The 21,393-nt window shown below is 58.9% G+C and carries 21 protein-coding genes; 10 read left to right on the forward strand and 11 right to left on the reverse strand.

Annotated elements, in window-relative coordinates:
* Positions 1-26 precede the first annotated feature (26 nt).
* From rnc to LGH74_RS11250, 3 genes are all read right to left on the reverse strand, one after another.
* Entirely contained in the window at positions 27-776 is a 750-nt protein-coding gene (rnc, locus tag LGH74_RS11240) for a ribonuclease III (RefSeq protein ID WP_226175687.1), read from the reverse strand.
* Positions 776-2,023, reverse strand: a complete 1,248-nt coding sequence (gene fabF / locus LGH74_RS11245; protein ID WP_226175689.1) for a beta-ketoacyl-ACP synthase II — start codon at positions 2,021-2,023, stop codon at positions 776-778. The genes rnc and fabF overlap by 1 nt, the downstream gene beginning before the upstream one ends.
* 87 nt (positions 2,024-2,110) lie before the next feature.
* Positions 2,111-2,347 (reverse strand): acyl carrier protein, encoded by a 237-nt coding sequence (locus LGH74_RS11250; protein ID WP_226175691.1) that lies wholly within the window; start codon positions 2,345-2,347, stop codon positions 2,111-2,113.
* A 163-nt stretch (positions 2,348-2,510) separates the two neighbouring features.
* On the opposite strand from LGH74_RS11250, the gene LGH74_RS11255 reads away from it, so the two are divergent.
* On the forward strand, positions 2,511-2,939 hold the full coding sequence (locus tag LGH74_RS11255; protein ID WP_226175693.1) for an IPExxxVDY family protein: 429 nt from the start codon (positions 2,511-2,513) through the stop codon (positions 2,937-2,939).
* A 161-nt stretch (positions 2,940-3,100) separates the two neighbouring features.
* Positions 3,101-4,540: a pyruvate kinase gene (gene pyk, locus LGH74_RS11260; RefSeq protein ID WP_226175695.1), complete on the forward strand. Its 1,440-nt coding sequence runs from the start codon at positions 3,101-3,103 to the stop codon at positions 4,538-4,540.
* A 75-nt stretch (positions 4,541-4,615) separates the two neighbouring features.
* Here the strand turns inward: pyk and LGH74_RS11265 are convergent, their stop codons facing one another.
* The 3 genes from LGH74_RS11265 to rpsT all read right to left on the reverse strand — a co-directional run bounded on the left by LGH74_RS11265 (position 4,616) and on the right by rpsT (position 8,094).
* Positions 4,616-6,142 (reverse strand): T9SS type A sorting domain-containing protein, encoded by a 1,527-nt coding sequence (locus LGH74_RS11265; RefSeq protein WP_226175697.1) that lies wholly within the window; start codon positions 6,140-6,142, stop codon positions 4,616-4,618.
* A gap of 43 nt (positions 6,143-6,185) precedes the next feature.
* Entirely contained in the window at positions 6,186-7,694 is a 1,509-nt protein-coding gene (locus tag LGH74_RS11270; protein WP_226175698.1) for a T9SS type A sorting domain-containing protein, read from the reverse strand.
* Between the two features lie 142 nt (positions 7,695-7,836).
* Entirely contained in the window at positions 7,837-8,094 is a 258-nt protein-coding gene (gene rpsT, locus LGH74_RS11275; protein WP_135463256.1) for a 30S ribosomal protein S20, read from the reverse strand.
* A gap of 221 nt (positions 8,095-8,315) precedes the next feature.
* On the opposite strand from rpsT, the gene LGH74_RS11280 reads away from it, so the two are divergent.
* The gene (locus LGH74_RS11280) at positions 8,316-9,485 is read left to right on the forward strand and encodes an MFS transporter (protein WP_226175699.1); all 1,170 of its coding nucleotides are present in this window, start codon (positions 8,316-8,318) and stop codon (positions 9,483-9,485) included.
* Positions 9,486-9,561: 76 nt separating this feature from the next.
* Here LGH74_RS11280 and LGH74_RS11285 read toward each other — a convergent pair whose 3' ends face one another.
* Positions 9,562-10,251, reverse strand: a complete 690-nt coding sequence (locus tag LGH74_RS11285) for a DUF4142 domain-containing protein (RefSeq protein ID WP_226175700.1) — start codon at positions 10,249-10,251, stop codon at positions 9,562-9,564.
* Positions 10,252-10,643: 392 nt separating this feature from the next.
* Between LGH74_RS11285 and LGH74_RS11290 the strand changes: the two genes are divergently transcribed.
* Positions 10,644-11,627 carry a YheT family hydrolase gene (locus LGH74_RS11290; RefSeq protein ID WP_226175703.1) on the forward strand — a complete coding sequence of 328 codons (984 nt, stop codon included), beginning with the start codon at positions 10,644-10,646 and terminating at the stop codon, positions 11,625-11,627.
* A gap of 219 nt (positions 11,628-11,846) precedes the next feature.
* Here LGH74_RS11290 and rsmG read toward each other — a convergent pair whose 3' ends face one another.
* The 3 genes from rsmG to LGH74_RS11305 all read right to left on the reverse strand — a co-directional run bounded on the left by rsmG (position 11,847) and on the right by LGH74_RS11305 (position 14,315).
* Positions 11,847-12,470, reverse strand: a complete 624-nt coding sequence (gene rsmG, locus LGH74_RS11295) for a 16S rRNA (guanine(527)-N(7))-methyltransferase RsmG (RefSeq protein WP_226175707.1) — start codon at positions 12,468-12,470, stop codon at positions 11,847-11,849.
* Positions 12,471-12,573: 103 nt separating this feature from the next.
* Positions 12,574-13,197: an RNA polymerase sigma factor gene (locus LGH74_RS11300; protein WP_226175709.1), complete on the reverse strand. Its 624-nt coding sequence runs from the start codon at positions 13,195-13,197 to the stop codon at positions 12,574-12,576.
* On the reverse strand, positions 13,188-14,315 hold the full coding sequence (locus LGH74_RS11305; RefSeq protein ID WP_226175711.1) for a glycosyltransferase: 1,128 nt from the start codon (positions 14,313-14,315) through the stop codon (positions 13,188-13,190). Before LGH74_RS11305 ends, LGH74_RS11300 begins: the two co-directional genes overlap by 10 nt.
* Positions 14,316-14,494: 179 nt before the next feature.
* Between LGH74_RS11305 and tgt the strand changes: the two genes are divergently transcribed.
* The 3 genes from tgt to LGH74_RS11320 all read left to right on the forward strand — a co-directional run bounded on the left by tgt (position 14,495) and on the right by LGH74_RS11320 (position 17,845).
* Positions 14,495-15,625, forward strand: coding sequence for a tRNA guanosine(34) transglycosylase Tgt (gene tgt / locus LGH74_RS11310; protein ID WP_226175714.1), 1,131 nt, complete (start codon positions 14,495-14,497; stop codon positions 15,623-15,625).
* 106 nt (positions 15,626-15,731) lie between these two features.
* Positions 15,732-16,808 (forward strand): LptF/LptG family permease, encoded by a 1,077-nt coding sequence (locus tag LGH74_RS11315; RefSeq protein ID WP_226175716.1) that lies wholly within the window; start codon positions 15,732-15,734, stop codon positions 16,806-16,808.
* Between the two features lie 104 nt (positions 16,809-16,912).
* Complete coding sequence (locus LGH74_RS11320) at positions 16,913-17,845, forward strand: DMT family transporter (RefSeq protein ID WP_226175718.1); 933 nt, start codon at positions 16,913-16,915, stop codon at positions 17,843-17,845.
* On the opposite strand, the gene ispE is transcribed toward LGH74_RS11320, so the two are convergent.
* Complete coding sequence (gene ispE / locus LGH74_RS11325; RefSeq protein WP_226175721.1) at positions 17,801-18,613, reverse strand: 4-(cytidine 5'-diphospho)-2-C-methyl-D-erythritol kinase; 813 nt, start codon at positions 18,611-18,613, stop codon at positions 17,801-17,803. The genes LGH74_RS11320 and ispE overlap by 45 nt on opposite strands.
* 172 nt (positions 18,614-18,785) lie before the next feature.
* Between ispE and LGH74_RS11330 the strand changes: the two genes are divergently transcribed.
* From LGH74_RS11330 to LGH74_RS11340, 3 genes are read left to right on the forward strand one after another with little or no spacing between them, the layout of a single operon-like run.
* Positions 18,786-19,442 carry a sugar transferase gene (locus LGH74_RS11330; RefSeq protein ID WP_226175723.1) on the forward strand — a complete coding sequence of 219 codons (657 nt, stop codon included), beginning with the start codon at positions 18,786-18,788 and terminating at the stop codon, positions 19,440-19,442.
* Positions 19,439-20,134, forward strand: coding sequence for an acetyltransferase (locus LGH74_RS11335; protein ID WP_226175725.1), 696 nt, complete (start codon positions 19,439-19,441; stop codon positions 20,132-20,134). The genes LGH74_RS11330 and LGH74_RS11335 overlap by 4 nt, the downstream gene beginning before the upstream one ends.
* A complete protein-coding gene (locus LGH74_RS11340) occupies positions 20,127-21,272 on the forward strand; it encodes a DegT/DnrJ/EryC1/StrS family aminotransferase (RefSeq protein ID WP_226175726.1) in 1,146 nt (381 codons plus the stop codon). The genes LGH74_RS11335 and LGH74_RS11340 overlap by 8 nt, the downstream gene beginning before the upstream one ends.
* Positions 21,273-21,393: the final 121 nt, after the last annotated feature.

Consider the following 21,393-nt stretch of genomic DNA (forward strand, 5'->3'; position numbering starts at 1 on the left):
GTGGTTTCGCGGAGGTCCGCAGAGAATTATACGCCCAGGGCCGTCAGGGCCCGCTCGGCGGCCAGCTGCTCGGCCTGTTTTTTACTCAGGCCCATGCCAGTAGCTACGGGCTCGTCGTCGAGCATTACGGTGGCTGAAAACTCCATTACGCCGCCCGAGCGGGGCTGGCCCGTCAGGTCGTAGCGAATGGTTTTGCCCTGCCGCTGGGCCCATTCAATGAGTTTGCTCTTGAAATTGGCCGTCGTTTCAATCAGGGATTTAACATCGACAAATGGCTTAATCAAGCGGGCCAGCACGAATTTTCGGGCGGCTTTGTAGCCCTGGTCGAGGTAAATAGCCCCCACCAAAGCTTCCAACGCGTTGCCGTTCACGGAGCGGGAACGGGCGGCGCGGCCCTGGGCGGGGTCGAGCTGCACGAGCTTGTCCAGCCCGATTTTCAGGGCCAGCGCGTTCAGGCTTTCCCGGTTCACAATGCGGGATCGGAGCTCAGTAAGAAAGCCTTCCTGCTCATAGGGAAACTTACGGAACAGGTATTCGGCTACTACGGCCCCCAGCACCGCGTCACCTAGAAACTCCAGCCGCTCGTTGCTTTGGTGCCGGGCCGTATCGCCCTGCTGCCGCACCACTGAGGAATGGGTAAAGGCCAAATGGTAAAGCCGCACGTTGTCAGGCGTGCGGCCGGTTACCGTGGCAATGGCTTGCCGAAAAGCCCGGTCCTGCCCCAGCAGCCGCCGAAAAAATCCGAAGAGCGGTAGTGGCTGACCGGGCTTCAGCATTAGTCGCGAAGCTTGCGGAAGACCACCGACGTGTTGTGGCCGCCAAACCCGAAGGTGTTGCTCATGGCCACCGTCACTTCCCGCTTCTGGGCCTCGTTGAACGTGAAGTTCAGACGCGCGTCCAGCTCCGGGTCGTCGGTGAAATGGTTGATGGTCGGCGGCACGATACCGTGCTGGATAGCCAGAATGCTGGCCAGCGCCTCAATACCGCCAGCGCCGCCCAGCAAATGGCCGGTCATGCTTTTGGTCGAGCTGATGTTGAGGTTATAGGCATGCTCGCCGAAAACCTTCTGGATGGCCTTGATTTCGGCCCCGTCGCCCAGCGGCGTGCTCGTGCCGTGGGTGTTGATGTAATCCACCTCTTCGGGGCTGATGCCGGCATCCCGCAGCGCGTTCTGCATTACCAGCACCACGCCTTCGCCCGTAGGGTCGGGAGCGGTGATGTGGTAGGCATCCGACGACAGGCCGCCACCAATAATTTCGGCGTAGATCCGGGCCCCACGGGCCTTGGCATGCTCGTAGTCTTCGATAACCAGCGCACCGCTGCCCTCGCCCAACACAAAACCGTCGCGGTCTTTATCGTAGGGGCGGGAGCCGGATTGCGGGTCGTCGTTTCGCTCGCTCATGGCCTTGAGAGCATTAAAGCCCCCTACCCCGGCCTCGGTAATGGCCGCTTCGGAGCCGCCGGTAACGGCTACGTCGGCCATACCCAGACGGATGTAGTTGTAGGCCGCCACGATGGCATCCGAGGAGGAAGCACAGGCCGAAGTGGTTACAAAGTTGGGGCCGCGGAAGCCGTTCTTAATCGAGATGTTTCCCGACGAGCTGTCGGCAATCATTTTTGGGATAAAGAACGGATTGTAGCGGGGCGTACCGTCGCCTTTGGCGAAGTTGAAGCACTCGTCCTGGAAGGTTTTGAGCCCACCAATACCAGAGCCCCAGATAACGCCCACCCGGTCTTTGTTCACTCCTTCGAGATTAGCATCCCGGATGGCTTCGTCGCTGGCAATGACGGCGAACTGCGTGAACAGGTCCATCTTCCGACCTTCCTTGGTGGGGAAATAGTCGTCTGGATTGTAGTTTTTAACCTCGCAGGCAAAGCGCGTTTTAAACTTGCTGGCGTCGAAGCGGGTGATGGGGGCCGCACCGCTTACCCCGCGCGACAGCCCGTCCCAGAATTCGGCGACGGTTTTGCCCAGCGGGGTAATGGCACCAAGGCCGGTCACGACAACTCTCCGAAGAGACATAGGCGAAAGTGGAGACTGAATAAAAAGCAAAACGGCCGGCGGCGAGCCGGCCGGTAAGCACTAAATGGGGGTAGAAAGAAGCAAAGCCTACTTAGCGTGCTCTTCCAGGTAGCTCACGGCCTGACCAACGGTGGCAATGTTCTCAGCCTGGTCGTCGGGAATAGATACGTTGAACTCCTTTTCGAACTCCATGATCAGCTCGACAGTGTCCAGGGAATCAGCACCCAGGTCGTTGGTGAAGCTAGCATCGGTGGTAACTTCAGACGCTTCAACACCAAGTTTATCGATGATAATGGCTTTTACTTTTTCTGCAATTTCAGACATTTCCGTGGGGGTTTAGAGAAAACTCGCCACAAATAACACTAACTTCCCTAACATTTTCAAACCGGCGGCCTGTAATCTTGGCAGTGCAAGATTATGGCGGAGGTGGTTTCTTTGGCCCCGTTGCGTGCGTAGTTTTGTTCTTCCTTGTTTTTGGTAGTGCCTTATGAAAACGCTCACGCTGGACGTAGACTATGATTGTGACTTCGACTTGTTCGGCATTGTGTCGTCGAGCCGGGAGCATAAGCTGGCCTGGACGCTCAACAGTTCGCTGCGCCTGCGCCTGGTAAAGCAGCAGGATTTAATTTACGATTTGCTGGCCCAGGGCCGTTTGGTCATCAGCAATTACCTGCATTCCACCGAAAACAGCACCCTGCGCCTGCTGCGCAACCGCTCGGTAGACCCTTCGCCCCTAAAAAAGCCCTTCTTGGCGCCCGACATCAAGGAGTACGACTACCTGATTCAGGTTAATAACGGGGCCGGGCCGCTGGCACCGGAAGAATTGCTGGAGCAGCTCACCCGCCTGCCGGAGGTACAGTACGCCTGCCAATTCGACCCGAATACGCTAAAATTCAAAGAAAATCTGCTCTTTTGAGCTCGTACAACCAGCAGCGGCCGGTTGAGCCGCTTGCCTAAGGACCTTGTTTTGTCTGTCTGCCTCCCCGAAACAGCGTTTCAGCGGGCGGCAGAGTAGCAGGATGAGGTCCTTGGCTTGCCCTCATACCAGTCGCTCATCTTAAATCTGACCCATACTTCATGGAACCGTCTCCGCATTTTAATAAAACCAAAATCGTGGCCACCGTGGGCCCCGCCTCCAACACGTATGAAAAGCTGGGAATGCTGATTCGCGAAGGCGTCGACGTATTCCGGCTCAATTTTTCCCACGGTTCCCACGAAGACCACCTGTCGGTTATCAACACGGTGCGCCGCCTCAACAAGGATATGCGCACCAACGTGGGCCTGTTGCAGGACTTGCAGGGCCCGAAAATCCGGCTGGGTGAGGTGGAAGGCGGCGCCGTGGAAATCAAGGCCGGCGACAAGATCAAGCTAGTGTGCGGCGAAAAGGAAATCACGACGGCCACGCGCCTGAGCACGATTTACCTGGGTCTGGCCCGCGACGTGAAGCCCGGCGACATGATTCTGATTGACGACGGCAAGATTGAGCTGCGCGTGCTGGCCACCGACCGCGACAAAGAGGTGGACGTGGAAGTAATTTACGGCGGCACCGTCAAGCCCCGCAAGGGCATCAACCTGCCCGACTCCGAGGTTTCGGCCCCGTCGATGACCGAGAAGGACATTGAAGACCTGAAATTCGGTCTGGAAAACGATGTAGACTGGATTGCGCTGTCGTTTGCCCGCCGCGGCGAGGATATTCGCTTCATCAAGAGCCTGATTGCCGAAAGCGGCAAAACGGCCCGCGTCATCGCCAAAATTGAGACGCCTGAGGGCCTCAAAAACCTCGACGAAATCATTGCTCTGACCGATGCCGTGATGGTAGCCCGTGGCGACCTGGGTGTGGAGGTGAAGATGGAAGAGGTGCCAATGGCCCAGAAGCTCATCGTCTCGAAGTGCAACAAGGCCGGTAAGCCGGTAATTGTGGCTACCCAGATGATGGAAAGCATGATTACGGCCCCCCGCCCCACCCGGGCCGAAACCAGCGACGTGGCCAACGCCGTTATCGACGGCGCTGATGCCGTGATGCTGTCGGCTGAAACGGCCGTGGGCGCCTACCCGGCCGAGGTTATTCGGTCGATGGTGGCTACTATTCTGAGCGTGGAAACTCAGATGCCCAGCCTCTACAACCGTTGGCACCCTATCACGCCCGAACTGCCTTCGTTCATGGTGGATAGCGTGATTTCGGCGGCCTGCCACTTGGCCAAAAACACCGGTGCCAAAGCCATTACCGGTATGACGCACCGGGGCTACACGGCCTTCCAGATTGCCAAATACCGGCCCAAAGCCAACATATTCATCTTCACCGACAACCGGCCGCTGCTCACCACGCTAAGCCTGATCTGGGGCGTGCGGGGCTTCTACTACGACCGGATGCTGAGCACTGACGGCACGGTGTCGGACATCAAATACGTGCTGACTACGACCGGCAACCTCAACAAAGGTGACGTATTCATCAACACCGCGTCGATGCCCATCAACGAGAAAGGTAAGACCAACATGGTAAAGGTGAGCGTAGCCTAGTGCTGGTTCCCGTTTATAGTAAAAAGCCCCGGCAGAAGTTTCTGGCGGGGCTTTTTATTGCATACAGAATACCGTTTACGGCAGTTTCTGAACCCGCACACTGCGCACATCACCAGCCGCAACCTGGAGCTGCACCAGGTAGATTCCAGCCGGTTGCTGCCGCAACGATAGTGGTACTGTGGTCTGACCAGCGGCCACTTCTGTTCTCCATACCAAACGACCCAGCGCATCCTGCACCACTACGCTGGTACCGGCGCGGGCCGGGCCTTCCAGCTGCAGCTGCAGGCTCTCCGCAGTCGGATTGGGGAAAGCCTGGAAGCCGGGCGCCAATGCCGCAGAACGGGCCGGCAGCAGCGTGGCAAAGTCGCTGCGGGTGCCGCAGGTAGTGGTGTTGCCGCCGCGGGTGCGCGTGTAGTACTGGAGGGAGGTTTCACCAGTGTATAAGTCGCCCAGCCCGAGTACAGGCGAGAAGCTCTGCTGAATCGTCAGCGCATCCAGGCCGCGCCAGTACATGCCGGGGGAGGTATTGTAAGGATACATAACCTGGTAGCCAACGTTGCGGCCAGTGCCCGCGCACCCGCCCAGGCTCTGATACAGCAGGCCCATACCCACAATCAGCCGCTGGTCGTTGCCCGTGGTAGAAGCCACGCGGTACTCGCCCGACAGCATGGGCAGGGCCCCAAACAGGTAGCTATACTGTCGGGCCTGACCCGTGCGCAGGGAAATGGCTAGTCGGCCGGTTGTCGCGGAGCCGGTGCTGCTGCCAGCCGGAGAGCCGCAGTTTGGTACGCCGTACGTTTGGGTGCGGCTTTGTTCCTGGTAGGTGTAAATCAGGCTGTCGGCCGTTTGCTGCCGGGTTTTGATCTGCCGCAGCTTGTAGGTGCGCGAACAGGGCAGGCCCCCGTAGCTGAACGGCTCCTGCACGTAGCCCAGCTCGTCGCCGGGCTGCATATCGAAAATAGCCAGCGGACTGTAGGCTGACTGAAGCAGCGCAGCGGGCAAGGCAGCCTGCACGTATTCCCTGGAGTTGCCCGAGTAAGGATAGACCAGCTCGGTAGCCGACACCAGGCCGTAGCGCCGGCTCATACGCACCACCTGCCCGTTGCTGAGCGTGATGGTAGCTAGGCTGTCGGTAACGGCGGGCGTTCCGAAGGTTTGGACGGCACGGCTGGTGAGAGTGGCCGTTACCAGTGGATTCTGCCCGGCGGCCCAGCTGCTGCCTACCGCCGCCCGGGGACGCAGTAACAGGGAAGTGGCCCCTTGCCCAGCCGTGGGGTCGGCATTCACCACCAGCCGATACTCCGCCGTGCCCGGCCGCCATTCCAGCCGGGAGCCAAATAGGTTGTTGCGGGTTTTGTAGAACGTACCCTGGTCGGTGCCCGGCGCCCGGCGCATTATGCGGTTGAAGGTGAAGACCGAATCTCCAGCCGTGGTGGCATAGGCCGAGTCGACGCGCAGCGTGAAAGCATCGGTAGCCGGACCAGTGCCCGTGGGCTGGTAAGCGTAGATCAGGCCCATCCGAAAAGGCTTCCAGCTTTGAGCCTGGACAATAGTGACGGAGCCACACAGCGCGGCTATTACCAGGGGGTAAAGTTTTTTCATCGTGAATAGCTAGCTCAACAGTTGATCCTGACAGGCTGATTCCTTACCGGGAGTGCTGCAGCTTCAGATACTGCGCCGGCTCGTGGCCCGCCTGCACTTCCACTAGGTACAGGCCCGGAACCAGGCTTTGCAGCGGCAACACCAGCTCGGTTTGTCCGGTGGTCAGCTGCTGAGTTTTCACGGCGCGGCCCAGGTTATCGAGCAGCCGCACCGTGGTAGCAACCCGCGCGGCGCCAGCCAGCCGCAGCGTTGCTGATTCGCCCGCCGGGTTCGGATACAGCTCGAAAGTAGCGGCAAGCCGAGCAGCCTTGGTGGGCAGCAGCGTGCCAAAGCTGGTGCGGCTACCACAGGTCTGGTCTGCGGCATTCACAGTGCGCCGCCAGTAAACAAGGCGCTTCTCTGCTTGGCTTATCACCCCAACGCCCGGGCCCTCCTGCTGCTGCCAGCCGGGCAGGTCGATGGCCTGGTACGGGTTGTAAACGTCGCCATTGAGGCGGTAGAGCATTTGCTGCTGTAGCCGTGCGGGTATGCTGCAAGCCGTAGCCGGACTGGCCACAAGTACTGGATACCCCATCATCAGCGACGCTGGAACGCCGGGCAGGGCGCGGTATTCATACGCTAGCAAATCGGTATTGACGGGCACCAAGGCCGCGTTGGGCCTGTTGGGGCCGGCCCACCGGCCCGTGCGCAGAGAGGCCGCCATGCGCACCACCTCCACGGGCCCAACCGCAGTACCCATGCCGGAGCAGCTAGGCGTGTTGTGGTACACTGTCTGGCTTTGCTGCTGAAAACGATACACCACACTGTCGGCCGTCACTTGCCGGCTCAGCACCCGCCGCAGCAGCCAACCATCAAAGCAGGCAAACGGGCCCAGAAACACCGGATCCTGGAAGTAGCCCAGCTCGTTGCCGGGCTGCAGGTCCAGTAGATCCAGCGGGTTGTAATAGCTCAATCCGGCCGGGCCGGGCCGGCGGGCTATAGTCAGCATTTTAGGATTTGTTACGCCAAACAGTAAGTTCGCCGGGGCCGATACCAAGCCGTTGTTCTTGCTCAGCATCACCGTTACGCCCGTGCTGCACCGGAAAATAGCCACGGAGTCTGTTACGCCATCTACCACCTGCGTGCCGCGGGAAAGCAGCGTGGTTTGCACTCCATAATCGGAGAAATAGCTGCTCCACGTGTCACCGACCCGAGCAAAAGGCTTAAGCACCAGTGTCCGGTCGGCGGAAAAGCCATTGATTGAGACCCCGGCCCAGTTCAGCGAATACGTGCGCTGGGCCGGGTTGTAGCGCAGCTGCCGGCCAAACTGGTTGTTAGCCGACTTTTGCCACTGAAAGCTGTTGGCCCGGCGCACGGTACGGTTGAAATAATAAACCGAGTCGGCGCCCTGCAGCGCGGCCGAATCCAGCCGCATGGTTAGCACGGTGTCGGCCGTTACGCCTCGAAAGGCGTGCACGTCCTGATTAGGGCGAAAAGGCCGCCAGTTCTGGGCTTGTAGGGGTAACTGGGCAAGGCTGGCGCACAGCACCAGTAAATAGTACACGTTTTTCATTGGCGGTTCTATAAGAAGTGATAATACCAGCAAAATATGGAATAAAACGTAGCCATCAGCTCAGCGGTCAGAATAAACAGAAAAGCCCCTGCACTTGCGCGCAGGGGCTTTCATATAACAGAGCAGAAAAGTCAGTGGATGCTTAGGCAGCCAGCGACTTCACGAACTTGGCCAGCTTCGACTTATTGTTGGCGGCTTTGTTCTTGTGAATGATGTTCTTCTTGGCCAGACGGTCCAGCATCGACGATACTTTCTTCAGCAGCTCTTGTGCTTCCGAAGCATCGGTGGTGGCGCGCAGCTTCTTAACAGCGGTGCGGGTCGATTTAGCCTGATAACGGTTCAACACGCGCTTCGCTTCGTTGGAACGGATACGCTTGAGGGCCGACTTATGATTTGCCATGGGTATGGTAAAATTGACGTTCTGCTCGAATTGGGTTCAATTGGGTTGGCAAAGGTAAGCCTTTGGTTTGAAATAACAAATACCAGGCTTCGATTTGCGCTTTGGCTTCGGGCTGCGCTGCAAATATAGCCCTTCTACTCCCGCTTTTCTACCCCGGCGGGCTGCTCGATGCTGGCCGGACGGGCGCAAATATGCTACTTGCAGCCTTTGTTCTGCCGGCCATGAAATACCTCACCCGCACCATCTGGCTGCTTTCCCTGGTTAGCCTCTTTACTGACCTGGCCAGCGAAATGCTGTATCCGGTGATGCCGCTCTACCTACAAAGTATTGGCTTCTCCGTGGTATTGATTGGCGTGCTCGAAGGTGTAGCCGAAGCCACCGCCGGCCTGAGCAAAGGCTATTTCGGGCAGTGGTCCGACCGGCTGGGGCGGCGGCTGCCGTTCGTGCAGTGGGGTTATGGCCTGAGTGCTTTGTCGAAGCCTATGCTGGCTGTGCTGACGGCTCCATGGTGGGTGTTTCTGGCCCGCACCACCGACCGGCTGGGCAAAGGCCTGCGCACCGGAGCCCGCGACGCGCTGCTTTCCGACGAAACTACCCCTAAGAATAAAGGCCGCGTCTTCGGCTTTCACCGCTCCCTCGATACCCTCGGGGCGGTGCTGGGGCCGGTGTTGGCCCTGCTTTGGCTGGCAGCCCGCCCTGGCGACTACCGCTTGCTGTTTCTGCTGGCCTTTCTGCCGGGCCTGGCCGCGGTGGGCATTACGCTGGCAGTACACGAAAAGCCCAAGGTTCCGTCCGCGCAGCCGGTGCGCCCCTTCTGGGCCTCTTTCAGCTACTGGCAACGGGCGCCAAGCTCTTACCGCCGGGTGGCGAGCGGCTTGCTGGTATTTGCTTTCTTCAACAGTGCCGACACCTTTCTACTGCTGCTGGCCCGGCAGCGCGGCCTGCCCGATGCCACCGTTATCGGCTTGTACATCTTCTACAATCTGGTGTATGCCCTCAGTGCCCTGCCCGCCGGCCACTTATCCGACCGCCTGGGTCCTCGACCCATGCTGGTAACAGGGCTGCTGCTGTTCAGTCTTGTGTACGCCGGCATGACGCAGGCCCATGAGCTGTTGGTTTTCGCGCTGCTGTTTGGGTTGTACGGCCTGTATGCGGCCGCTACGGAAGGCATCAGCAAAGCCTGGCTCAGCAACCTATGTGTCCCCGCCGACACCGGGGCCGCGCTGGGCACCTATGCCGGTCTGAGCAGCATCGCCGCGCTGCTGGCCAGCGCGCTTACCGGACTAGTATGGCAACTGTTTGGCAGCACAGCAGCCTTTGGCCTTTCGGCGGCGGTGGCAGCCGGCGTGGCGCTGTTTCTAGCCCGCACCCGCCTGCCGTCAAAAGAATAGCCCCGGCCGTGCATTGCACCACCGGGGCTATTCCTAGTTGGGGTAAACAAAGCCTGTTTCAGGCCGCACGGCACTGCTAATCAACTTTCTTTTCGATTTCGTTGGCCATCGTGTGGTGCGAGCGAAGCATGGGCAGCGTTTTAGTAGCAAAGCTCTGTACGGTCGGCGTTTCAGCCCCCTTACTTTTCACCTCAAACATGGCCACATCCATCTTGTGGGCCGCTTCCATGGCATCCATATAGGCCTCGTCGAAAGCCTTGCCCGATTTACCGGTCAGCTGGTCGGCCATAGTCTGGTGAATGGGCATCAGGGTCTGGGGCAGCGTGACGCCCAGCGGCACGGCCACGGTTTTCAGCTCCTGCGTCGCCTTGGTATGATGGTCGACCATCATTTGGCCAAACTTTTTCACTTCGGCATTCGCTGATTTCTGCACTGCCAGCTTGCCCATCTGAATTTCCAGCATGTTGCTGCTAGCGGCCGTCATCAGAAATGTAGGGTCCTGCATGGTGGCAAAACTGGCCATAAAAGCATTCATATCGGTACCTGGAGCGCTGGCCGAGCCGGCCGCCATGCCGGTGCCGCTCATGCTGCCGGCGGTAGTACCGGTGGCGGCGGTGCTGGTGCCAGTTTGGCTGGGCGCAACGGCGGAACCCACGCCCGTATCGGCCACGCCGGTGCTGGTGCCGGTCGAGGGCGTGCTGCCACTGCCACTCATACTGCTGCTCGTACCCGTGGAGCTACCTGAAGTAGAAGCGCCTGAGCTCATACCGGAGTTAGTGTTGGTGCTACTACAGGCAGAGGCCACAATAAAGGCGCTGCCAACTAAAAGCTGAGGAATTACTTTTATCGTTTTCATAGTGGGGTTGTGAGATTATGAGATTGTGGGTATAATACGAGCATATAATCAATCAAGATACTAGTGTTCAGCTTGTTACTTACCAATTCTTTGACCATTTACTTTTTGCCTTGCTTCTGAGGCTTTGTGGTCGCAGGCACTAGCCCAAAGAATTGGGAGCAACTTTTCATTTTAAGCGGCGGTTCTTTTTCTGTCCTGCCTGCCAAGCCGACTTGCTGTGATGGTATGCATGCCTACTTATTTTATCCTTATCTTCCTCAAGTCGCCGCATCTTTGCCAGTAGCTTAGCTTTTTGTCCGTTTATGCCACTCGTACCGCACTCTCGCTATCAGCCGCCGTTTTACATGTTCAACGGGCATATTCAAACCATCGTGCCTAGTCTGTGGCGCTCGGTGCCCGATGTGAGCTATCAGCGCGAGCGGGTAGAAACGCCCGACGGCGACTTTCTGGACCTCGACTGGTCACGGCAGACGGCGGGGCCAGCCGATACGCTGGCCATTGTGTCGCACGGGCTGGAGGGCGACGCCGGCCGCCCCTACGTGCGCGGCATGGTGCGGGCCCTCAAGCGCGCCGGCCTCGATGCGCTGGCCTGGAACTACCGCAGCTGCAGCGGCGAAATGAACCGCCTGGTGCGCTCCTACCACCTCGGCGACACCGACGACCTCGACTTCGTGGTGCGCCACGCTCTGGCTACGGGCCGCTACCGCCGCATCTTTCTCACCGGCTTCAGTGCGGGCGGCAACGTAACGCTGAAATACCTGGGCGAAAACCCAGCCCGGCTGCCCCGGGAAATAACCCGCGCCGCCGTCTTCTCGGTACCCACGGATTTGAAATCCAGCTCCTACCAGATTTCCAAGCCCGAAAACCGCATCTACCTGGCGCGCTTTCTGAAGTCGTTACGGGCCAAGATGCGGCAGAAAGCAGATTTGCTGCCCGGCCAGATTGATGTGGAAAACCTGGAGCTGCTACTCGACTTTCCGCAGTTCGACGACCGGTTTACGGCGCCCATGCATGGCTTCAAATCGGCCGACGACTACTACGAGCAGTCCAGTTCGGGGCGCTACCTGGCCACCATTACCATCCCGACTTTGCTGGTAAACGCGGAAAACGACCCGTTTCTGGCTCCCGCCTGCTTTCCCCGGGACATTGCGGCCGCCTCGGAATTCGTGTTTCTGGAAACCCCGCCCGAAGGTGGCCATGTGGGCTTTGCCGAGGGCACGCCCGATGGCGAATACTATTCCGAGCGTCGCGCCGTCGAGTTTCTGATGGCAGCAGTACCGGGGTAAGGTGCTAATGTGGTTGGATGTGTCCTTGCGAGGCGTGAGCCGTGGCAAACCGTCCGCTGAAATGTTGCGAGTGATAGTAAGTGAAAAGCCCTCAACCGTTGGTACAGTTGAGGGCTTTCTGGTAAAAGGTTGTGTCTTACTGCGCAGTGGACGGATGGCTTCGGCTTACACCTCGCAAGTGCACATTTCTCACATTCCAACACATCAGCACGTTAAGTATTACCGGCCTTCATTGGGCACGAAAACCACTTTCTTAGTTTCGAAGAATTCCTCCTCGAAATAGTCGCTGAGGTTGAAGACGTGAGCTACGAGGCCCGATTCGTCGATTTCCTCCGACAGGTCACCGCCTTTGAGGTAGTAGAGGCCGGTAGTAGCGTCGCCCTGGGGCTTGTAGCGGTGGGCTATCCAGGGGTGAAAAGTGGCTAGGCGGGCTACGGCGCGGCTCACTACGTAGTCGTATTTGGCGCGCACTTGCTCGGCGCGGGTTTGCTCGGCGGTGAGGTTGTGTAGTCCCAAGGCATGGGCCATATCCTGCACTGCCCGAATTTTCTTACCAATACTATCGACTAGGTGAAACTTCACCTCCGGAAACAGAATGGCCAGCGGCAAACCTGGCAGGCCGCCGCCCGTGCCTACATCAAGCACCGAAGTGCCCGGCGCAAACTGCACCACTTTGGCAATGCCCAGGGAGTGCAGAAAGTGCCGCTCGGCGAGGTTGTCCACATCGGTGCGAGCTACCAGGTTAAGGCGCTCATTCCAGCCCCGAAACTCGGTTTCGAGCTGGGCAAAGTGGCGTTTCTGTTGGTCGGTGAGGTCGGGAAAGTAGCGGGCCAGAATATCCATTGGGGCAAAGATAGTGATGCGCAGGGGTTGCGCTCAGGATGACCGATTAAACCACATCGGCCACAAAAAAGCCCCGACTCGCGCCGGGGCTTTTTACTTGTCATTAGATGATGTGCTTCTTGTTTTTCACCATGTCATAGAGCAACTCCCGGGCGCGGTGCAGTTGGGCTTTCACCGTGCCGAGGGGGGCTTTTAATTCGGTGGCAATTTCCTCGTAGCTCAGCTCATCGAAGTAGCGCAGCGTGACGAGACGCTGGTATTTATCGGGCAGCCGCGACACGACGTGCTGCATGATTTCGATTTTCTGGTTTTTGATGGCCGTCTCCTGCGGGTTCAGGTTCTGGTCGCGGAAGTCGATGGTGATTTCGTCACCGTTGTCGATTTTGATGGCCGAGTCAATCGACATCGTTTTGATTTTATTCTTGCGAATAAAGTCGATGCAGTTGTTGGTGGCAATGCGGAACAGCCAGGTACTAAAAGCGTACTCCGGGTTGAACTTGTGCAGGTTGCGGAAAGCCTTGGCAAAAGCCTCGATGGTCAAGTCCTCCGCGTCGTCGGGGTTGCGCACCATTTTGAGCACCACGTGGTACACCGGCTTCTTGTAGATATGCATCAGCTCGGCATAAGCTTTTTCGTCCGACTGCTCAACGGCAGCGCGGATCAGCTTGAAGTCGTGCTTGGCCTTGGCAGAAAACTGCTTCTGAATTTCCTGGTTGTTTACTTCCATCGGAGGTTACGGTAGAGGAACAGCGAAATTCCCAGAGCTAGATAGTAAAAAAAATAAACAGCGTCGAGTACGGGCAGCAACGCCACGGGCAAACGGTCATCGAGTCGTTGGCCGAGCTTTGCATACGCAGCACAAATTACCGAAGTACGAACACCCCACAAGACGGTCAAAGGTACCCAATCAGGTTGGGAAAACAGCAGCAGCACAGTTGTGAAATAAAAAAGCAGATTAGTGCCAATAAAGTTTCCAATTCGTAATCTATCGGCGAGGCGGTAGTGCTTTCCGGCCGACAAATGCCGGCGTTTTTGGCGCCACCAGGTTTGCCAGGTTTGGGCTGGCTGGCTGAGCGTATGGGCGGCCGGCTCGGCCTCTACTGCCACCCATTGCCCGTGATGTACTGCATCCTGCACCAGCAGGTCGTCGTCGCCGCCGAGGCTGCGAATGTGGGAAGCAAAGCCTTTGGTTGCGCGGAAGCACTTCTGCGTGTAGGCCATATTCCGGCCTACGCCCATGTAGGGTTGCCCACGCCACGCGAAGGACAGATACTGTGCTCCGGTGAGCAGGGTTTCAAAACGAATGAGTTTATTTAAAAATCCGGGCTCGGGAGCGTAGGCCGAATAGCCCAGCACCAGATCGGCAGGCCGGGCAAAGCCGCGCTGCATAAGTCGAACCCATTGATCAGTAGCCGGAATGCAGTCGGCGTCGGTGAAGAGCAGGCGCGGGTAGCGCGCTACTTTGATGCCGAGCGTGAGGGCATATTTTTTTGGCGAAAGACCTTCCGGCGTCTTATCGACGGACACCAGGCGCACGTTGGGGTAGTATTGCGTGAGCTGCTGCACGTACAGATACGTGTCGTCGCCGCTCCGGTCGTCGATGAGAATAATTTCGAAGCCGGCGGGGTAATCTTGCTGCAGCAATAAGGGCAGCAGGCGGCGCAGGTTCTCCAGCTCGTTGTGGGCGCACACCAGCACCGATACGGGCTCGGAGTCAGCTGCCGGGCCGGGCGGCGCGGTTTCGGGGCGTAGCGCGAAGGGCAGAAAGTAGTAGGCCGCGTAGCCCAGCTGCACCAGCACCGAGGCCAGCAGCAGCCAGATAGCGGGAGAAAAAGGAACGGACAACGCCTGGGAGTTGGGTAAGTGGGCAAAAGTAGCTATTCAGCACGAGGGAACCGTGGTAAGGGTTTACCTTTGCAGATTCCAACGTCATTTCCCACCCCGGGGCCAGCCGGAAAAGCAGCATTCAGCCAGTGGCTTGCAGGCTGCCGACCACCGCTCCGACCGGGAATTCTTCCCCACGCATGACCTTCGATTTAGTAGCCCACGATCCGCAATCCAAAGCCCGCGCCGGGGTGGTGCACACGGCCCACGGCGCCATTCAAACGCCCATCTTTATGCCCGTGGGCACGGCTGGCACGGTGAAAGCCGTGCAGCAGCGCGACCTGAAAGACGATATCAAGGCCCAGATTATTCTCGGCAATACCTACCACCTGTATCTGCGCCCGGGCCTCGATGTGCTGCGCGCGGCCGGCGGCCTGCACAAGTTTAACGGCTGGGACCGGCCGATTCTGACCGACTCGGGTGGCTACCAGGTGTACTCGCTCAGCGGCACGCGCAAAATCAAGGAGGAAGGCGTGAAATTCCGCTCCCACATCGACGGCTCGCAGCATCTGTTTTCGCCCGAGGGCGTGATGGACATCCAGCGCACCATCGGGGCCGACATCATGATGGCCTTCGACGAGTGCACACCCTGGCCCTGCGAGTACGACTACGCCGCCCGTTCGCTCGACATGACCCACCGCTGGCTCAAGCGCTGCATTGCCCGCTTCGACAGCACCGAGGGCCACTACGGCTACGACCAGACGCTGTTCCCGATTGTGCAGGGCTCGACGTTCAAAGATCTGCGCATCAAGTCGGCCGAGTTTATTGCTGAGCAGGGACGCGAGGGCAACGCCATCGGCGGCCTGAGCGTGGGCGAGCCGGCCGACATGATGTACGAAATGACCGAGCTGGTCTGCGACATTCTGCCTAAAGACAAGCCCCGCTACCTGATGGGCGTGGGCACGCCGGCCAACATCCTGGAAAACATTGCGCTGGGCGTGGATATGTTCGACTGCGTGATGCCGACCCGCAACGCCCGCAATGGCATGCTGTTCACCACCCAGGGCATTATCAACATCACCAATAAGAAGTGGCAGCTGGACCTGGAGCCGCTGGATAAGGAATTAGGTGGCTACGTGAGTACGTTTTACTCCCGCTCCTACGTTCGGCACTTGTTCCAGAGCCAAGAAATGCTGGGCCCCCAGATTGCCTCCATCCACAACCTGACGTTCTACCTCTGGCTGGTGCAGCAGGCCCGGGAGCAAATCATTGCCGGCACCTTCCGCGACTGGAAAGACAAGATGGTGAAACAAGTAATGACGCGGCTGTAATTATTAGTTGTTGGTTGTTCGTTGTCAGTTGTTAGCGTCGTTACAGAACCAGCAATTACCAACTAACTAACAACTGACAACGAGCAACTAACAACTAACCTTCTCAGTGAAGCTCCTCGATAAATACATTCTGCTGAAGTTTCTGACCTCGTTTTTCTTCGTGGTCATTGTGCTGGTAAGCGTGATTTGCGTGATTGATTTCACGGAGAAAAACGACGACTTCATTCAGCACAACCTGTCGGCGGGCAAGATTATTTCGGAGTATTACGTCAATCTGTTTCCGTACTACGCCAATCTGCTCTCCCCGATTACGGTGTTCATTGCCGTCGTTTTCGTAACGGCCCGGCTGGCGGCCCGTACCGAAATTGTGGCTATTCTGGCCAGCGGTGTGAGCTTCAAGCGCCTGCTGGTGCCCTACCTGATGGGTGCGGTGGTTATCGGAGTGGCTACGTTCGGGCTCATCGGCTGGGGCATTCCCATTGCTAATAAAACGCGGGTGGCTTTTGAGAAGAAGTACATCAAAAACCCCTACCGCTACAACGCACGCAACATCCATATCAAGATTGGGCCGAAATCCTACATCTATATGGAGAGCTACGATAACGTGAACAACGTGGGCTACCGCTTCGCCCTGGAAACCATCGACGGCACTACCCTGAAGCGCCGCATGACGTCCGACGCCATTACCTGGGACTCGACGCGCCGGGCCTGGAAGCTGAGCCCGCAGCTGGTACGCACCTTCGACGGGCAAAACGAAAAACTGTTGAGCCTGCCCGCCCGCGACACCACCCTGAACCTCTACCCGAAAGACTTTGCCAGCACCTGGCGCTTGGAAGAAACTCTCACGCTGCCCGAGCTCAACGCCTTCATCCAGCAGAAGATTGACCGGGGCGCCGACGATACGCAGGTATATCTGAGCGCGAAATACGAGCGGTTCGCCTACCCTTTCGCCATCCTCATTCTAACCGTTATCGGCGTTATTCTGAGTGCCCGTAAATCCAGAGCGGGCGTGGGCGGCCAGATTGCGCTGGGCTTCGTGCTGGCCTTCGTCTTTCTCATCTTCGTGATTCTGAGCCGCAACTTGGCCCAGGTCGGGGATATGAGCCCCATGCTGGCGGCCTGGGTGCCCAGTATGGTCTTCACCTTCATCGGCATCGTTCTCTACCGCTTCGTACCACAATAGGTGAAGTAGTGAGGTGGTGAAATTGTGAGTTGCTGCTCGATTCGCGCAAGTAGGGGACTAGCAACTCACAATTTCGCCACCTCACTACTTCACCATTTCCCGCCATGCTCAAAGACTACTTGCGTCTGCACTTTATCGTCCTGCTGTGGGGCTTCACGGCCATTCTGGGCAAGCTGATTTCGGTGCCGCCGGTGGAGCTGGTGTTCTGGCGCACGTTGCTGGCTTCAGCGGGTCTGGGCCTGCTGCTGACGTTGCGCCGACAGGACTGGCGCCTGCCGCTGGCCGACGCGGCACGGCTGCTGGGCGTGGGCGCGTTGGTAGCCGTGCACTGGATTACGTTCTTTCTGGCGGCACGGCTGTCGTCGGTGAGCGTGTGCCTGGCGGGCCTGGCCACGCTGGCACTGTGGACTTCCTTGCTGGAGCCGCTGTTGCTGTGGCGGCGCGTGCGGGCTTACGAAGTTGGCCTGGGTTTGCTCACCATGGCTGGGCTCTACCTCGTGTCGCAGGCCGAGCTAGACCAGCTGCTGGGGCTGAGCGTGGCCATCCTGTCGGCGGGTATTTCGGCCCTGTTCAGCGTGCTGAACGTGAAGCTCGTGAAGCAGCATTCCCCGCTGAAGCTCACGTTCTACGAAATGGCCGGCGCCTGCCTGAGCGTGACCCTGTTTTTCCCAATCTATTCTCGCTACTACACCCAGGGCGTGGGTCTGCAACTGGCCCTGCGGCCCCTCGACTGGCTCTGGCTGCTGCTGCTGGCCGGCGTGTGCACGGTGTATGCCTTCTCGTCATCGGTTGAACTGATGAAGCGGCTGTCGGCCTTCGTTATTAACCTGACGGTGAATCTGGAGCCCGTGTACGGCATTATCCTGGCTGTGCTGATTTTTGGAGCCACCGAGAAAATGTCGACTGGCTTTTACCTGGGCACGCTCGTTATCCTCTTCAGCGTGCTTATTCACCCGGTACTCGACCAGTGGAATCAGCGCCGCGCCCGGCGCTTACAGCAACCCGTCCCAGACGAGATAATCGTGACGAACCCCTAGTGTAGGCGGCATTTCCAGTCCAGGAAACAGCCCGTATACTGCCGAGCCCGAGCCCGACAAGCTCGCGTAGACCGCGCCGGCAGCGTACAGGGCGTGCTTTATTTCGGCTAGCAATGGGTAATGCGGCGTCAGGGCCTCTTCAAAATCGTTGCTTACCGTTTCGCGCCAGGTTTCCATTGGCTGAGCCAAGCTTGCCCGCAAGTCGTGGCGGGGCTTGCGAGGCACCACGCGGCTGTAGGCCTCGCCGGTACTGATGTGCAGATTGGGGTACACTACCTTGCAGGCCACGCCGGTCAGATCCAGCGCCAGGAGCTCGAATATGTCGCCCTTTTCGTAGGCGAATACGGGTTTGTTCTCGATAAAAAAGGCGCAGTCGGAGCCCAGGCGACGAGCATATTGCTGCAGTTGCGCGGTGCTTAGCTTCAGATCAAACAATGTATTCATGGCGCGTAGGGCAAAGGCCGCATCAGCTGAGCCGCCTCCTAGCCCGGCCCCAATGGGCACCACTTTGTGCAGGTGCATCTGCACCGGCGGCAGGTTAAAATCGGCCTGTAGCAGCTCGTAAGCCCGCCAGCATAAGTTGGTGCTTACCTCACCGGGAATGGGAATACCGGTCAGCGTCAGTGCATTGTCGGTGGCGGGCAGCACTTCCAGCGCGTCGGTCCACGGCAGGGGCACAAACGCCGATTCGAGGTTACGGAACCCGTCGGGGCGCTGCTCCGTGACGTAGAGCCCCAGGTTTAGCTTGGCATTCGGAAAAACGAGCATAGGCGTAGCAGGCGCGTAAAGCATAAAAATCGGGCCCCAGACCGGGCGTTTCGACCACTGAAAGCGGTAGTTGAACGCGCTGCCGACGGAGCACGGCGCAAGCTACGGCCGGCGCGGCACAAAAAGCATATTTTTGCCGCTGGCCAAAGTCGGGTGGCTTTGGCTTTCTCCTATGTCGGCTCCTTCTTCAGCATCTTCTGGGTACCGTGCTTGGGGCAAGCGCCTGCTTGACCTGAGCCTCGCGCTGCCGCTGGCCCTGCTTACGCTGCCGCTACTGCTGGGCGCGGCGCTGCTACTGGCCCTGCAGAACCAGGGCCAGGTGCTGTTCCGGCAGCTCCGGCCCGGCTTGCACGGCGGGCTCTTCACGCTCTACAAGCTCCAGACGATGACCAACGCCCGCACCACCGATGGCCAGCTGCTGCCCGATGCCCAGCGCCTCACCCGCCTGGGCGGCTGGCTGCGCGCCACCTCTATCGATGAGCTACCCCAGCTTTGGAACGTAGTGCGGGGCGAACTGAGCTTGATTGGCCCCCGGCCCCTACTGCCGCAATATCTGCCCCTGTACTCAGCCGCGCAGGCCCGCCGCCACAACGTGCGGCCCGGCATTACGGGCTGGGCGCAGGTGAATGGCCGCAACGCCATCAGCTGGGAACAAAAGTTCGAATACGACGTCTGGTACGTCGACCACCTGTCCCTGGCGCTGGACCTGCGGATTCTGTTGCTCACTGTGCGCCGTGTGCTGGGCGCGCAGGGTATTACTGCCGCAGGCCAAGCTACTACCGAAGCCTTTACCGGCACTCCGCCCTCCTCTCACTCTCCTGTTGCATGACGCTTTCTACTACTAGTCCATCCGGAGGCCCGCCGCCCCAACCGCTACCCCAGCTGGCTATTGTCGGGGCGGGCGGTCTGGGCCGGGAAGTGCTGGTGCTGGTGCACCAAATCAACGAAGTGCGGCCTACCTGGCAGCTGGCGGGCTTTTTCGACGACCAGGCTCCGGCCAGTGCCATCATTCACGACGTGCCGTATCTAGGCAGCACGGCGGCGCTGAACGCCACCATCGAACCGCTGCAGGTGATAGTTGCGGTGGGCAACGGACGTAGCCGTGCGGCCATTGTGCAGCGGCTTACCTCTCCCCTGCTGCGCTTTGCCACACTCATTCACCCAGCGGTGGCGCAGCAGCCTTACCAGCAGCTGCAGATCGGTGAAGGCTGCATTATCGGCCAGGGCTGTATTCTGACCACCGATATCCAACTGGGCCGCCACGTATTACTCAACCTGGGCTGTACTATCGGCCACGATGCCGTGCTGGAAGATTTCTGCTCCCTGATGCCCCACGCCAACGTCGGGGGCGAGGCTTACCTGGAAACCGGCGTGTACTTGGGCACCAACGCCACCATTATCAACAAAGTCCGCATCGGGGCCCGCACCATCGTGGGGGCCGGCGCGGTTGCCGTCCGCGACCTGCCCACCGACTGCACCGCCGTCGGAGTTCCCGCTACTGTTATCAAAACCCATGCTTAGCCAGGATTACGACCGTATCTTCCTCTCGCCGCCCCACCTTGGCCGGCACGAGCTTAACTATGTTCACAAGGCCATTGAGGATAACTGGGTGGCTCCCGCCGGCCCCAATCTTAGCGGTTTCGAGCAGGACATCTGCCATTATACCGGCGCGGCTCACTGCATCGCGCTGTCGTCGGGCACGGCAGCTATTCATCTGGGTCTGATCCTGCTCGGCGTAGGCTCCGGCGACGAAGTCTTGTGCCCGTCCTTCACCTTCGTGGCTACGGCCAACCCGATTCTATACCAGGGGGCCACCCCCGTTTTCGTCGATAGTGAAGCCATTACCTGGAATATGTGCCCCGTGCGCCTGCGCGAGGCCATTGAGGACCGGCTGCGGCTGGGCAAAAAGCCCAAGGCTCTGATTCTGGTGCACCTCTACGGCATGCCCGCGCAGCTACAGCAGTTGCAAGCCATTGCCGAGTTCTACGACATCCCAATTCTGGAAGACGCGGCCGAAGCCCTCGGGGCCCGCTACGACGGCCGCCGGTTGGGTACGTTCGGCATGGTGGGCGTTTTTTCCTTTAATGGCAACAAGATTATTACCACCAGCGGCGGCGGCGCGCTGGTAACTAACAAAGCGGAATGGGCCGAGCAAACCCGCTTTCTGGCCACGCAGGCCAAAGACCCCGCGCCCTACTACCAGCATTCCGCAGTGGGCTACAACTACCGGCTCAGCAACATCTTGGCAGGCATTGGCCGCGGCCAGATGGAGCTCATCGACAGCCGCGTAAAGGCTCGGCGCGAAATCTATGCTTGGTACCAGAAGAACCTGCAGGATGTAGCAGCCCTGCAATTTGGTCCCACCGAGCCCGCCCTGGGTTTCTCCAACCGCTGGCTCAGCACCATCACCCTCGACCCGGCCCATACGACTGCCACGCCCGAGCAAGTTCGCCAACACCTCGAAACGCATAATATCGAGTCGCGGCCGCTTTGGAAGCCGCTGCACCAGCAGCCGCTTTTTGCGCAGGCCCCCAGCTACGGTGGCGAAGTCAGCGCCGATTTGTTTGCCCGGGGCCTCTGCCTGCCTTCCGGCTCTGCGATGACGGAAACCGAGCTGCGCCGGGTAGCTGGGGCATTGCGGGAAATTTTATTGCCTTAATAACCATTCGAATCCAGTACAAACCTACTGTCGGCAGTACATAAGGTTCTATGAGCAGTACAAGGGGTACAAAACCCAAGCCTGGGAGTATATGTAGGCAGCGGCTGGTACATACTATGCG

The sequence above is a fragment of the Hymenobacter lucidus genome, assembly GCF_020447265.1.
Lineage (GTDB): Bacteria > Bacteroidota > Bacteroidia > Cytophagales > Hymenobacteraceae > Hymenobacter > Hymenobacter lucidus.